This window comes from Streptomyces pratensis, assembly GCF_037137275.1.
Classification (GTDB): Bacteria; Actinomycetota; Actinomycetes; order Streptomycetales; family Streptomycetaceae; genus Streptomyces; species Streptomyces pratensis_B.
In genome coordinates this window covers 34,613-49,538 of sequence record NZ_JBBBEN010000089.1, presented here as the reverse complement: position 1 = coordinate 49,538, position 14,926 = coordinate 34,613, and the positions used below count along the sequence as shown (strand labels likewise).

The window sequence follows — 14,926 nt, the reverse complement described above, 5'->3', positions numbered from 1 at the left end:
CCGACCGCTGCGGGGGCCGGGTCAGGGGGCGTCGGGGAGCAGGGCCGGGTCGGTGGCCACCCCGCGCAGGCGGCTCAGGATGGCCTTGGCCGCCTTGTCGTAGCTGGTGAACTCGTGGTGCAGGACGGACTCCGCGTTGGCCATCTCCATGAGCGCGGTGAGTTCGAAGACGAGCTGCGGCACATCGGCGGCGGGGTCGACCTCGCCCGCCAGCTGCGCGTCGCGCACGGTCTGCTCCAGGAACGTGACCCAGTTGGTGCGGGTCGCGGCGAGCGTGTCGTGGACCTTGCCCTCGCGGGCGTCGTACTCGGCCGAGACCGAGTAGAAGAAGCAGCCGCCGGGGAAGATGCGCTTGCGGGAGTAGTCGAGCCAGCCGCTGCACAGGCGCCACAGGTGGTCCAGACCCGGCGGCAGATCGCGGGCCGGTTGGACGACGTGCTCCAGATAGACCTTGATGGCGGCCCGGACGGTGGCGAGCTGAAGATCCTCCTTGGAGCCGAACAGGGCGAACACCCCGCTCTTGCTGAGCTTCAGTTCGGTCGCGAGCTGCCCCAGCGAGAGCCCTTCGAGGCCATCGACGGAAGCGATCTCCACGGCGCGCTTGAGGATGAGCTGACGCGTCTGGTTCCCGCGCGCGATCCGCCCGTCGGTGTGTGTGGCTGTCATACCTGTCTACCCTCCTGGGCTGGACCTTCGTGGTGCCGTCGGACGTTCAGTGTACTGAGTAAGTAGACGACTGTGCGGTCAGTGTGTGACAGTATAAATGACCGAACGATCGTGCGATCAGTTTCCGTCTCCTGTCGGTTCGCTGCCCGTACGCCGTGCGATGGGGGAGGGGTCAACCGATGGCCGGTGCGGTTCGCTCGATGATCGACGTACTGCTCGCACAGGAGTCGCAGCGGCCCGAGAGGGTCGCCTTCCGCTTCCTGGCCGACGGGGACGGCGACGGCGAGGTCCAGGAATGGACCTACGGCCGACTGGCCCGGCGCTCCCGGGCCATCGGCGGCTATTTGCAGGAGCGGGGCCTCGCCGGCTCCCGGGCGATCCTGCTCCACCCGCCCGGCCTGGAGTTCATCGGCGCCTACCTGGGCTGCCTGTCCGCCGCGGTCGTCGCGGCGCCGGGGCTGCCGCCGCAGGGCAGGACGCAGAGCCACCGGTCCCTCGCACGGATACGGCGCATGATCGCCGACGCGGACGCCACGGTGGTCCTCGGCACCAAGCAGATCATCGCCGGGCTGGACGCGATGGCCGAGCACCTGCCGGAGCTGGACACCGCGCTCTGCGTCGCCACGGAGGACATCCCCGACGAGGCCGAGGCCTCCTGGCACGAGCCCGCTCTCACCCCGGACTCGGTGGCCTTCCTCCAGTACACGTCGGGCTCCACCTCCGCCCCCCGCGGAGTGGTGGTCACCCACGCGAACGTGATGGACAACCAGCACGTCCTGTCCCGCGGCATGGGGCACACCCCGGAGACGGTCGAGGAGTGGGACGGGGAGCTCTATGTCAGCTGGCTCCCGGTCTACCACGACCTCGGGCTCATCGCCCCGGTCCTGAACAACCTCTTCCTCGGCGGGACGTCCACCCTCTTCTCCCCACTGCACTTCCTCCAGAAGCCCGACCGCTGGCTGACCGCGCTCTCCCGCTACCGCGCCCACACCAGTGGAGGGCCCAACTTCGCGTACGAGCTGTGCCTGCGCGATGCCACCCCCGAACTGGTCGACAGCCTCGATCTGAGCCGGTGGCGGGTGGCGCTCAACGCGGCCGAGCCGGTCCGGGCCGCGACGCTGCGCCGGTTCGCCGACACCTTCGCCCCTGCCGGCTTCCGCCGCACGGCGCTGCATCCCGGCTACGGACTCGCCGAAGCGACGCTCATGGTGAGCGGGGGCCCGGTCGACCGGGAGCCGAGAACGGCCCCCAGGCCCGACGCCGCAACGGAGCCGGGCGGAGAACTGGTGAGCTGCGGCCCGCCGGGCGAGGGCCTGACCGTGGTCATCGCCGACACCGAACGGCGGGAGTGCCCCGAGGGCCGGATCGGTGAGGTGTGGGTCGCCGGGACGAGCGTCGCCCAGGGCTACTGGCGCAACGCGCGGGCGACCCGCGAGGTGTTCCGGGCCGCCCTGCTGGACGGCCGGGACGGCTTTCTGCGCACCGGAGACCTGGGGTTCATGCGGGACGGGGAGCTGTACGTCACCGGACGGCTCAAGGACCTGCTGGTGATCGACGGGCGCAACCACTACCCCCAGGACCTCGAACTCACCGCGGAGAGCGCCCACCGCGCGATCCGCCCTGGCTGCACCGCCGCCTTCACGGTCGACGGCGGAACGGAGGGCGAGCTCCCCGTGGTCGTCGCGGAGACGACGGCAGCTCCCGGACCCGAGTGCGCCGAGGCCGCCGCCGCGATCCGCGGCGCACTCGGAGAGGCCCACGGCCTGTCGCTGCGGCAGGCCGTCCTGATCCGCCCCGGGGCCCTCCCCAAGACCTCCAGCGGGAAGATCCAGCGCAAGGCATGCCGGGCGGCGTACCTCGACGGGTCCCTCGCGACCGTCGGGGACACCCCGCCGGCCGGCGAAACGGCCTGACCTGACCGCCCGCCCCGGGCCGGCCCGGAGACCCCCGCGGCCCGGCGCCGGCCCGGGCCCGCCGCGTGCAACGCGGCCCGCCCGCGCCGGAGCACGGACGGCCGGCGGCCCCGGCCGTCCGGCACGGCGCACGAAGAACCCTCGGACCGAGCCTGCGGAGACGGTTGCCCCGATGCCTGCCAAGAAGCCCAGCGAGTCCCCTGTAGCACCGCCCCCGGGCACGCCGCCCGGCACGACCTCGCCCCCTCTCGCCGATGCCGCACCCGAAGAAGTCGAGGCCTGGCTGACGGAGGCCGTCGCCACTGCGGCCGGTCTCGAAGCGGCCCGGATCGGGCGGGACCGGCCGATGGCCGACTACGGGCTCGGGTCACGGGATCTCGTGGCGCTGGGCGCACGCCTCTCCGCCGCACTCGGTCGGCCGCTGGACCCGACGCTGGTCTACGACCACCCCACCGTCGCGTCGATCGCCGAGGCGGCCGCGCTCGACGGACCGCGCCTGTTGCCGCGGGCCGACCCGCGCCCGGCGCCCGGGGCGGCGGCCGCTTTGCGTGAGCCGGCCGCGCGAGCGGCTGGGCAGGCCGATTCGGTGGCGATCATCTCGATGGCCTGCCGCTTCCCCGGCGCGGACGACCCGCAGGAGCTGTGGCGGCTGCTCGCCGCCGGCGAGGACGCCGTCTGCGCCCCGCCGGGCGACCGCTGGGACCCCGCCCTCCACGATCCCGACCCGGACAACCCCGGCACCGCGTACTCGCTGCGCGGCGGCTTCCTCAGGGACATCGACCGCTTCGACGCCGCGTTCTTCTCCATCCCGCCCCAGGAGGCGGCCGCGATGGACCCGCAGCAGCGGCTGCTGCTGCGGACCTGCTGGGAGACGATCGAGCGGGCGGGCATCCTGCCCGCAGCCCTCAACGGCAGCGCCACCGGCGTCTACATCGGCCTGTACCCGAGCGGCTACCTCGGCGCGGCCGGGATGGAACAACTCGACGGGTACGTCGGCACCGGCACGGTCCCCAGCGTCGCCTCCGGCCGGATCGCCTACCAACTCGGCCTCCAGGGCCCGGCGATCACCGTCGACACCGCCTGCTCCTCCTCCCTCGTGGCCCTGCACCTGGCCGCCCGGGCCCTGCGCGAAGGCTCCTGCGACCTGGCCGTGGCCGGCGGCGCGACGCTGATGGTCAGCCCGCGGGGCCACGTCGAGTTCAGCAGGTTGCGCGGACTGTCGGCGTCCGGACAGTGCCGGCCCTTCGCCCAGGACGCCGACGGCGTCGTGTGGGGGGAGGGCTGCGGCCTGGTGCTGCTGAAACGCCTGAGCGACGCCCGGCGCGACGGCGACCGCGTCCTCGCGGTGCTCAAGGGCTCCGCCGTCAACCAGGACGGCCGCAGCCAGGGCCTGACCGCCCCCAGCGGACCGGCCCAGGAACGTGTGGTGCGGGCCGCGCTGGAGGCCGCAGGGCTGCGCCCCGGAGACGTGGACCACATCGAGGCACACGGCACCGGGACCCCGCTGGGCGACCCCATCGAGGGCTCCGCGCTGGCCCGTGTCTTCGGCCCCGGCCGCCCCGCCGGACGACCCCTCGCCGTCGGATCGCTGAAATCCAACCTCGGCCACACCCAGGCAGCGGCCGGCATCGCCGGCGTCATCAAGACGGTGCTGTCGCTGCAGCACGAACGGCTCCCCGCCACACTGCACGCGAAAACCCCCACCGCGCTGGTCGACTGGGCGGGCGGCGGCCTCGAACTGTGCCGCGAGCCGCGTCCCTGGCCGCGCGGCCCCCGGCCCCGCCGCGCCGGGGTGAGCGCCTTCGGCATCAGCGGCACCAACGCCCATGTCGTCCTCGAAGAGGCGCCGGGGGAGCGCCTGGCCGGAGAACGGCCCGACGCCCCGGAGCGGCCCGCCGCCCTGTTCCCCGTGTCGGCCCGCACCCTGCCCGCGCTGCGCGGGCAGGCGCAGCGTCTCCTCGACGCGTTGACGGCCGACCCCCACCTGACGCTGCCCGCCCTCGCCGGCGCCCTCGCCCACCGCCGTACGCACTTCGAACAGCGCGCGGTGCTCGTGGCACGGCGACGGGAGGACCTGCTGAGCGGACTGCGCGCCCTGGCGGCGGGACGGGCGGCCCCGGAGCTGGTCGTGGGGCCCGGCCGGGCGCGCCCCGAGGGCAAGGTGGCCTTCGTCTTCCCCGGGCAGGGGACGCAGTGGGCCGGTATGGCGCGCGACCTGCTCGCCGGGTCCCCGCTCTTCGCCGACGAGATCGACCGCTGCGACGCGGCCCTGCGCCCGCACACCGGGTGGTCGGTCCTCGCGGTGCTCCGCGGCGACGCCGGAGCGCCGCCCCCGGACCGCGTCGACGCCGTCCAGCCGACGTTGTTCGCCGTCATGGTGGCGCTCGCGGCGGTGTGGCGGGCACGGGGCGTACGACCCGACGCCGTGGTGGGCCACAGCCAGGGCGAGGTCGCGGCCGCCTGCGTCGCCGGGGCGCTCAGTCTCAACGACGCGGCCGCCGTGGTCGCCCTGCGCGCCCGGGCGCTCACGGCGATCGCCGGCACGGGCGGGATGGCCGTCGTCGCCCTGGCACAGGCGGACGTCGAGGCACGCCTCGACGCGTGGGGCGGGCGACTGTCCGTCGCCGCGGTGAACAGCGGCGCCTCGACGGTGGTGGCCGGAGACGTGGAGCCGCTGGAAGCTCTGATCGCCGCGCTGGAGGACGAACGGGTCTTCGTCCGGAGGATGGCCATCGACTACGCCTCCCACAGTGCGCAGGTCGAGCCCGTGCGGAACGCGCTCCTCGAAGACCTGGAAGGCATCACCACCCGGCCCACCCGCGTCGCCTGGTACTCCACGGTCCTGGCCGAGCCCGTGTCCGGCACCGCGCTGGACGCCGCGTACTGGTACCGCAATCTGCGTCGGCCCGTCCGCTATGCCGCCACCGTCGAACGCATGGCGGCCGACGGCTACCGCCGCTTCGTGGAGCTGAGCCCGCATCCGGCCCTGATCACCGCCACCCGGGCGGTCGCAGAGGAGAGCGGCCACGACCTCATCGCCATCGGCTCCCTGCGGCGCGACGAGGACGGACCCGGCTGCCTGGACCGGGCCGCGGCCGAACTGCACGTCGCGGGCGGGGACATCGGCTGGACGCGGCTGGCGCCCGACGGGCCCTGGGCCGACCTTCCGACCTACGCGTGGGCCGAACAGCGGCACTGGACCGACGACGCGCGGACCGGGCCGGGCGGTCGGCGCGGTACACCGCTCGTCGACGCACACGTCGAGTCCAGTGACCCGGTGGACCGGCATCTGTTCGACACCCGTGTCGATCTGCGCGACCGGCGCTTCTCCTACCTGACCGACCACCGGGTCGGCGGAGCCGTCCTGCTGCCCGCGGCAGCCTTCCTGGAGATGGTGCTCGAAGCTGTGTCCTCGCTCGGGGAGGCGGCCGACGTCCAGGTGCGGGACATCTGCTTCGAACGGCCGCTCCCTCTGGCGGCGGACCTCCCCGTCCAGCTCCAGCTGGTGCTGCAACCCGCAGACGAGAACGGTGTCCGGCACTTCACCATCGCCTCGCGCCCGGCCGACGACCGGCGCGCGCCCTGGGTCCGGCACGTCCGCGGCCAGGCCGGACCCGCCACGGACGAGCCGCTGATCAATCCGGACACCACCCCGGCCCGCCTGCGGAAACACTGCACCGAGGCGTCGGACATGACCGACGCCTACGCCGGGCTCGCGGCCCTCGGCCTCGACTACGGCCCGGCCTTCCGCATGCTGGAGGAGGGCTGGAGCGGGCCTTCGGCGGCGCTGGGGAGGCTGGGGAGGACGCCCAGGGCCGGGCATCTGCTGCACCCGGTGCTCATCGACGCGGCCCTGCACACCGCCGCCCTGGCGGGGGACGCCCTCCGGGGCCGGGTCCTCGTGCCCCGGAGGGCCGGGCGGCTGCGCCTCACCGGGCTGCGCACCGCGCCGGCCTGGTCGGCCTGCCGGCTGCGCACGGTGGGCGAGGACGCCGTCACCCTGGACGTGCGGCTCTTCGACGAGGACGAACACCTTCTCCTTGACATCGAAGGAGTCGAGCTCGCCACCCTTTCCGCGGTGGACGGAGCGCTCCTCGAGGTGCGCTGGCAGCCCCGGCCGCCCGCCCGGGAACACCCCGCTCCGGGGAGCTGGCTGATTCTCGCCGACGACACGGGCGTGGCCGACGCCGTCTCCCGCCGCCTGGGCACGACCCCGCACGTCGTCGCCCGCAAAGGCGACGCCTACGCCGCCGGGGCGCCCGGGCGCTACACGCTCGACCCCCGGAACCCCGAGCACCTCGCCCGGCTGTTCGACGAGGTCTTCGCCGAGGAACCACCCGAGCGGGTGGTGCACCTGTTCGCACTGGACGCTCCGGCCGTCGATTCGGCCGAGACGGCCGCAGAGGCCGCCCTGCACTGCGCCGTCAGCACCCTGAACCTGGTGCGCGCACTCTCCGAACGCCCCCACGGCCGGCCCCCGCGCCTCTTCCTCGTGACCCGCGGCAGCCAGGCCGCCGGAGGCAGCACCGAGGTGACGCACCCCCAGCAGGCGATCGGCTGGGGCTTCGGCACCGCGGTGGCCCAGGAACATCCCGAACTGCACACCACCCTCGTCGACCTCCCTTCCGAAGGAGGCGAGGACGCGCTGTGGACCCAGCTGCGGCACGCGGACGACGAACGCCTCGTCGCCCTCCGGGACACCGGCCGCCTCGTGCCCCGCCTGGCCCACACCGGCCCGGACCCGGCCCTCCCCGGCGCGGTGCGCCCCGACGGCACGTATCTGGTCACCGGCGGTCTCGGCGGCCTCGGCCGGGTCGTCGCCGACCGCCTCGCGCGCCGGGGCGCCGGCTGCCTCGCCCTGCTGAGCCGCAGCGCGCCCGACGCCGCCGCGACACGATGGATCGAGGGCCTCCGGGAGCGCGGAATTGCCGTGCGGCTCGTACGGGCCGACGTCGCCGACCGCGAAGGCCTGCGGACCGCCCTCGACGCGCTGCGCGCGGACCGCGGGCCTCTCACCGGCGTCGTCCACACCGCCGGCGTGCTCGACGACGCCACTCTGCGCCACCTGACCCCCGACCACATCGCGCGGGTCCTGGCCCCCAAGGTGCTCGGCACCGCGCTGCTCACCGAACTGATCCCCGAAGCGCAGTCGCTGACCTTGTTCTCCTCCGCCGCCGGCCTGCTGGGCTCGGCCGGTCAGAGCCCCTACTCCGCGGCCAACGCCTTCATGGACGCCTGGGCGCACCACCTCTCCCACGCCGGCCGGCCGGCCCTCAGCCTCGACTGGGGGACCTGGGCCGAAGTCGGCCTCGTCGCGGGATCGGCCAGGCGCACCGCAGCCACCGACGACGCGGGTCTCGTCCCCTTCACCCCGCACCAGGGCGGTGAACTGTTCGACCGGGTGCTGTCCAGCACCCGCCGCCAGCTCGTACCCCTCGTGCTCGACAGGGAAGCCCTCGCTCGCGACCCGGACGCGGTGCGGAACCGGCCGCTCCTGCACGGACTCGTCGCCCCCGCCCCCGCGCAGCCCGGCGCCGGGCTGCGCGGGCGGATGCGGGCCGCGCCCACGGACCACGCGCGGATCGCACTCCTCGAAGCCCACATACGGACCGCCGTCGCCGAACTGACCGGTCGTGGCGGCGAGGAGATCCCGGCGGACGAAGGCTTCAAGGAGCTCGGCCTGGACTCCCTGATGATCGTCCGGCTGCGCAACACCCTCGGTCGTGACACCGGCGTCGAACTGTCCGCGTCCGCGGTGTTCTCGGCGGCGGACCCCCGCAGTCTCGCCCAGGAGCTGCACACCGCGCTGTCCCGACGGGACGAGGCGCCCGGGCCCGCCGCCGTCGGCGCCCCCGGCGGCCGGACGCACTCCGCCGGCCAGCCGCCGCCCGACGTCGAGCTGAGGCCCGCCACCCGCGACGTGGTCCGGCTCCTGCGCGCGGCCCAGCACGGCACCCCGAGCGCGGCGCACTCCATAGGTCTTGCCTTCCGGCTCACCGGGCCGACCACCCGCACCCGGCTCGCGGACATCCTCACGCGCCTCGCGGGACGGCACGCCGCACTGCGTACGGCCATCGTCGACGACACCGGCTCCGACCGGCGTATGAGGACCGAACGGGACCCCGGCCTGCCCCTGTTGCGCTGGTCCGACCTGGCTTCCGACGCCGAGTGGGATGCCGGGCGCCGACTGGGCGAACTGCTCGGCGAACCCTTCGACATGACCACCGCGCCCCTGTGGCGGTTCGAGCTGACCGACCGCGACGGCGCCGGGCAGACGCTGCTCATCGGCGCTCACCACACGGTCAGCGACCTGCAGTCGCTGCTGATCGTCGCCGCCGAGATCGACGCCGAACTGTCCGGTGCGCCGCTGGGGGACCAGGTCACCAACCGGGACGTCGACCTGCTGTTGGAGGCTCAGACAGCGCTGCCCCAGCCCCCGTCGCGGGACGCCGCACGCCGGGGGGAGTTCGCCGGAAGCCGCCGCCTGGACCTGACGCTCACCCACCCCCGGCCGGCGAAGCGGTCGTTCCGGACGGGCACGATCACCCGTACCCTCCCCGAAGGGCTCATGGGACGCGTGGCAGCCCGTGCACGCCGACTCAAGATCACCCCGGCCGCCTTCTGCCTCGGCGCGCTGACGGTCCTGCTCGCCCGCAGACAGCGACGCGACCGGTTCGTGCTGGCCGTCCCCGTGGACACCCGCATCCATGTCGACGCCCCCGACGCGGTCGGCTTCTTCGGGGTGCCCGTGCCCTTCCCGGCCCAGGCCGCGCCGGGGGAGCGGATCGAGGAGGTGCTGCGCCGCACCGACAGCCGGCTCGACCGGGTGCTGGCCAAGGGCGCCATGTTCTCCGACACCCTGGCCGCCCTCGCCGCCCAGGGGCTGCAACGGGACAACGCCCCCATGGTCGAGGTCTACTTCAACTACGTCCGGTCCTCGGCGAGACTCGACCGCCTGGAGATCCTGCCGGCCGGAACGGGCCACTCCGACCTCGACCTCATGATCATCATGACGCCGGACGCGGGCCAGATCCGCTTCGACCACAACGTGGACATCATCGACGAGACGGCCTGCGCCGCGTTCGCCGCCGACTTCCTCCGACTCCTCGACGAGGCGGCCGACGACCCGGCGGCCCCGGCTCGACCGGCACACCCGCAACCGGCGGAAGCGGCCCCGACCGGGCCCCCGGGTGAGCCGGAGCCCCGCAAGGCCCACCCGGACGGAACGGGGGAGGCCGACGCCGCCCCTCCCACTCCCACTCCCACTCCCGCCCCCGCGCCGCAGGGGCGGCGGCCCCGAGCGCTCGCCGTCGCGGCCACCTTCGCCCTCGGCGATCTGCCCCTGCTGTGCGCGGCGGCCCTCTCCGCAGGAGAGGGGGACGAGACACGGGCCGCCCCGCCCCGGGTCCTCGAAGCGCCCTACCACCATGTCCTGGCGAGCCTCAAGGACCCGTCCGGAGTCTTCACCGACGCCTCGGCGAAGGCCGGCACCGTCCTGCTGCGGGCGGCCGACCTGGAACGCTTCGGCCCGGTGAGCGACGCGCTGCTCGACGAGCTGCGCGCCCAGTACCCGGCCGCCCTGCGCGCGCTCACCGAGCGCACGGGAACTTTGCTGATCGTCGGGTTCCTGCCGTGCGCGCGCCCCGACCAACGCGGTGAGCGGTGGGAGCGCGACATCGCCGCCGCCCTCGCGGACGCCCCCGGCATCGCGGTCCTGCGCCCCGAGGACTGGACTCGCCACCATGCCGTCGAGAAGCGGTTCGACGACCGGACGGACGAGCTGGCGCACCTGCCCTTCACTCCCGAGTTCCAGGCGGCCGTCGCCCTCACCCTGGCCGAGACCGTGGCAGCGGCGACCCGCACACCGCCGAAGGTGATCGCGGTGGACGGCGACGAGACGCTGTGGAGCCACGTCGCGGGGGAGAGCGGACCGCAGGGCGTCGGCCTCGGCGGCGCTCGTGCGGCCCTGGCCCGCAGACTGCTGCGCTGGCGGGAGGCCGGGACCCTGCTGGTCCTGATCAGCAACAACGACGAGGCCACCGTGCGCGCCGTGCTGGAGCGGCCCGACAGTGTGCTGCGCGCGGAGCACTTCAGCGTGCTGGACGCCGGATGGGGCCGCAAATCGGCTCGGCTGGAGGCGGCGGCGCGGACCCTGCACCTCGGCGTCGACAGCTTCCTCTTCCTCGACGACAACCCGGCCGAGATCGCCGCGATGCGGTCCGCACTGCCCGACGTACTCGCCGTGACCTGCCCGGCAGCCGACGAACTCGAAGGGTTCCTGGCGCGGCTCTGGCCCCTGACGCCCGTCGCGGCCACGGCGGAGGACGGCGCGCGCGCCGCGTACTACCAGCAGGAGCGGGCCCGCGACGCTGCCCGGGAACAGGCCGGATTCGAGGAGTTCCTCGAACGGCTGGAACTGGAGCTGGACATCCGTCCGCTGGCGGAGCCGGACGCCCCGCGGGCCGCCCAACTCGTGCGACGTACCAACCAGTTCACCCTTCGCGCCCGGTCGGCGGACGGTGGCGATCTGGAGCGGTGGCAGGACCTGGGCGAGGTGTGGACCGTTTCGGCCCGCGACCGGTTCGGCGACTACGGCCAGATCGGCCTGCTGGCCCTGCGCCACGACGGCGCCCGCCTGGACGTCCTGGCCTGGCTGCTCAGCTGCCGGGTGCTGGGCCGCGGGGTGGAGGAGCGGCTGCTCCAGTGGCTGGCCGACCGGGCCGAGGCCCTCGGCTGCGCCACCGTACGGCTGACGGCCGAGTACACCCCGCGCAACGTGCCGGCGCGACGCCTGGTCGCCGCACTGGGCGGTGGCGCCCCGAAGGAGGAGAGCGTCGAGACGGAGACGACTGCGGAGCGGCTGCGGGCGTTCAGGTCCTGGCGGCAGTGATGACCGAAGACAGCGCACAGAGTGAGGGGCAGACCATGGGCGAACCGCACGAGGACGGGCCGGCGGACCGCACGCGGGCCGGGCAGCGCCGCGCCGGGGAGGAGGCCGAGCGGGGCGGCGGCCCGCTCAGCGTGTCCGAGCTGCTGGCCAGGGTCCGGTCGGCGGCGGTCCGCCCCGGGGAGCCCGCGGCGGACCGGGGTACCGCCGGGAGCGGGGAGACGGAACGGCTGGCCGGGGCCATCGCCGCCGCAGCGGGCCGTCTGCTGCCGGGGACGCCGATGGGCCCCGACACCGACTTCTTCGACGCCGGCGGAACCTCGGTCGACGCCGTCGCACTCGTCGCCGCACTGTCGCGCGACCTCGGCGTGGAGATCAGCCTCGACGACGTGTTCGCGGACGCCAGGCCCCGTCGTCTCGCCGAGCGCGCCCTGCGCGCCAAACGCGCGGGCCCGGTCGGCCCCGGTCTGCCCACCGCCCCGTCGGCGACGGCCGGGCGGGCGGCCCCGGCGCCCTCGGCCGCAGCGGCCCCGGCCTCCGAGCCGGCCGGAACCGACGACGACCTGGCACTGATCCTCGCCGACCTGGCCCGCGCGGACGCCCTGCCCTGGGTCCGCCGTCCGGAGCCCGCCGTCCCCCGGACGGTGCTTCTGACCGGGGCGACCGGCTTCCTCGGCGGCCACATGCTCCTGGACCTGCTGCGGCACAGCGACGCCCACGTGTACTGCCTGGTCCGCGCGGCCGACGAGGAAGAGGGCACACGGCGCCTCGGCGCGGCCCTCAAGCGCTTCGCCCTTCCATGGTCCGGCGAGATCCGCCGCCGGGTGACGGTCCTGCCGGGCGACATCCGCCGACCGCGCCTCGGGCTGCCGGACGAGCGCTGGGACGCGCTGGCCCACGAACTGGACTCAGTGGTGAGCGTGGCCGCCGCGGTGGACTTCCTGCGCGGCTACCCCTCGCTGCGACAGAGCAACGTGATCGGGCCGCTGACCCTCGCGGAACTGGCGGCCGCCGGCCGCCCGAAACCCCTCCACCACGTCTCCTCCGTCGCGGTCTTCAACGAGATCGGCATCGAGTCCATGGGCGAGGACGACCCCGTCGCCCACATCGACGCCCTGGAGGCCGGGTACGACAAGTCGAAGTGGGCCGCGGAGGCCGCGCTGCGCCGGGCCCGCGAGCACGGACTGGTCGTCACCTTCCTGCGGCCGGGCGGCATCGGCGGGCACACCAGGACCGGCGCGAGCAACCCCCAGGACCTCAGCAGCGGCATGATGGCGGTCTTCAGCCGGTTCCGCACGGTGCCCGCGTTCAGCTACCTCAACGCCGCACCGGTGGACTGGGTGAGCCGGGTGGCGGTGGCCGCGATCCTGGAGCCCGAGGCATGGGGCTCCAACTACCACCTCAGCGGTACGCCGAACTCCCTGGCGGACGTCGTCCACGACATGAGGTTCGGCGGCATGAACGTGCGCGTCCAGGACTGGGAGGAGTGGCGGAGCGACGTCGTGGCCCGCCTCCGGTCCGACCCGGTCCCCGAACTCGACTTCCTGGCCAGGGTCCTGGAGAGCCACACAGCCTCGAAGCTGTGCGAGGCGTCCCTGACCGCCCCGGCGGCCACCGCCGAGCGCACCGACGCCTTCGTGGCCGGGCATAACCTGCCGGCCTCGACCCGCTACGGCATGCAGGAGCAGACGAGGACCTTCCAGCGGCTGGCCCGGGACGGCCTCGCCCGGCTCCCGGAGCGCACCGACCCGCCCTACCTGTGGTTCTCCGAGACCATGGAAGGCGGCCTCGGCCCGGTCGGCGGGCCCGCGGACACCCCCTGCTCGGCGTCCTTCACCCTGTCCATCGCCGGCATGTACCAGTTGGCCGAGGAACGCCGAGTGGACGTCGGCGGCCGGATCTCCTGCCCGCTCCTGCATCCCGACCCGCTCGTGGTCGAGCACGGCGACGTCTGGGTGCGCCCGGAAGAGGGCATTCCGCTGGACCACGGACTGCGCCACCCCCTGCTGCGCTACCGGCTGCGGCTGCGGGACGCCGAGGGCGCGTTGTGGTGGCTGGAGGGCAGGAAGTTCGCCCGCGCGCGCCGCGACCTGTGGCGGCAGGCCCGCGCGTTGTCCGTGGAACTCGGCCGCGAGGGCGAGCCGGGGACGCTGCGGGGCGAGATCGTCGTGCCGACCGACAGCTACCTGCGGGACCAGGTCGACGGCATCCGGGTCGATCCGCGCCTCTCCGGCCAGGAGAAGCGCCTCGCGAAGATGACCTGGCTCGCCTGGTTCGGCCTGGAGATCGGACGCGGGATGATCGGCCCGTTCGCCCGGGTCGGCGCGGACCTGCTGGACCTACGCCGCAACCCGATCCTGAAGGAGCGCAAGCGATGACCCTGCGGCCCCTGTACGCGCGCCTCGACGAGGCGGCCATCGAGGAGATCCCCTTCCGGGCGGGCGACGGCCTCAGGCTGGGACTGACCCGGGTCCGCCCCGCCGGCGCCGCGGACCGGCCCGCGGTGCTGCTGCTGCACGGCCACACGGCGTCCTCCGACATGTTCCTGCTGCCCGAGATCCGCAATCTGGTCGAGGCTCTGCTCGACGGCGGGTACGAGCCCTGGCTGCTCGACTGGCGGGGCAGCTGCCGGCTGCCGTGGAACGAGACCGGTCGCCGGTACACGTACGACGACGTCGCCCTCCACGACATCCCCACGGCGGTCACGCACATCCGCCGGGAGATCGGCGGCCGGCCGCTGTTCGCGGTGGCGCACTGCATCGGCGCGCTCTCGCTGTCGATGAGCATGGCCGCCGGCCTCGTGCCCGGGCTGGCGGGCGTGGTGGCGCAAGGGGTCTTTCTGACGCCGAAGCTGGCCGCCCGGACCTCGCTGAAGATGACGATGGCCGGCGAGCTGTTCCGGTCCCGCTTCGACCACATTCCGGTGGACTTCCGCAAGGTCGGCTTCTGGTCGCGCTACACCCCGCTCTTCGCCCTGGCGTCCAGGGGCGCCGGCTGTACCGACCCGACCTGTCAGATCCTGTGCAACTCGGCCTGGGGCGTGGGTGCTTCGCTCTACGTGCATGACAATCTGTCCGACGCCGTCCACGACCGGCTGGCCCAGCTCCTCGGCCCGGCCCCGCTGTGGATACTGCCGCATCTGAGGCGGGTCGCGCTGGCCCGCAGCGTCGTGCGCTGGAACCACGGCGACGGCCGCTACCGGGCGCTCCCCGAGAACGCCTTGGACCACGCCGACCGGATCGACTGCCCGGTGCTGCTGATATCCGGCAGCGAGAACGGCATGTGGCTGGACTCCCAGAAGCTCTGCCACGAGGTCCTGACGGCCCGTCAGCCACAACTGGACGTGCGGTACACGGAGATCCCCGGTTACGGCCATTTCGACGCGTTCGTGGGGCGGGGAGCCGCCCTGGACGTCTTCGGGCACATCCTGGAGTTCCTCGACGAACTCAGGTGACGGGGC

Annotated in this window: 5 protein-coding genes; 4 read left to right on the top strand and 1 reads right to left on the bottom strand. The window is 74.1% G+C overall.

The annotated features are described in order from the left end of the window. Window positions 1-21: 21 nt before the first annotated feature. Window positions 22-666, bottom strand: a complete 645-nt coding sequence (locus V9U70_RS14895) for a TetR/AcrR family transcriptional regulator (RefSeq protein ID WP_336675514.1) — start codon at window positions 664-666, stop codon at window positions 22-24. A gap of 179 nt (window positions 667-845) precedes the next feature. On the opposite strand from V9U70_RS14895, the gene V9U70_RS14890 reads away from it, so the two are divergent. The 4 genes from V9U70_RS14890 to V9U70_RS14875 all read left to right on the top strand — a co-directional run bounded on the left by V9U70_RS14890 (window position 846) and on the right by V9U70_RS14875 (window position 14,920). Continuing rightward, window positions 846-2,579 (top strand): fatty acyl-AMP ligase, encoded by a 1,734-nt coding sequence (locus tag V9U70_RS14890; RefSeq protein ID WP_336675512.1) that lies wholly within the window; start codon window positions 846-848, stop codon window positions 2,577-2,579. Window positions 2,580-2,751: 172 nt separating this feature from the next. Next, a complete protein-coding gene (locus V9U70_RS14885; RefSeq protein ID WP_336675510.1) occupies window positions 2,752-11,469 on the top strand; it encodes an HAD-IIIC family phosphatase in 8,718 nt (2,905 codons plus the stop codon). Then, entirely contained in the window at window positions 11,469-13,844 is a 2,376-nt protein-coding gene (locus V9U70_RS14880; RefSeq protein ID WP_336675508.1) for a thioester reductase domain-containing protein, read from the top strand. Before V9U70_RS14885 ends, V9U70_RS14880 begins: the two co-directional genes overlap by 1 nt. After that, window positions 13,841-14,920 (top strand): alpha/beta hydrolase, encoded by a 1,080-nt coding sequence (locus V9U70_RS14875; RefSeq protein ID WP_336675506.1) that lies wholly within the window; start codon window positions 13,841-13,843, stop codon window positions 14,918-14,920. The genes V9U70_RS14880 and V9U70_RS14875 overlap by 4 nt, the downstream gene beginning before the upstream one ends. Window positions 14,921-14,926: the final 6 nt, after the last annotated feature.

Coding starts and splice junctions, on each gene's coding strand:
- V9U70_RS14895 (WP_336675514.1), bottom strand. CDS start 666: ATGACAGCCACACACACCGACGGGCGGATCGCGCGCGGGAACCAGACG.
- V9U70_RS14880 (WP_336675508.1), top strand. CDS start 11,469: ATGACCGAAGACAGCGCACAGAGTGAGGGGCAGACCATGGGCGAACCG.
- V9U70_RS14875 (WP_336675506.1), top strand. CDS start 13,841: ATGACCCTGCGGCCCCTGTACGCGCGCCTCGACGAGGCGGCCATCGAG.
- V9U70_RS14885 (WP_336675510.1), top strand. CDS start 2,752: ATGCCTGCCAAGAAGCCCAGCGAGTCCCCTGTAGCACCGCCCCCGGGC.
- V9U70_RS14890 (WP_336675512.1), top strand. CDS start 846: ATGGCCGGTGCGGTTCGCTCGATGATCGACGTACTGCTCGCACAGGAG.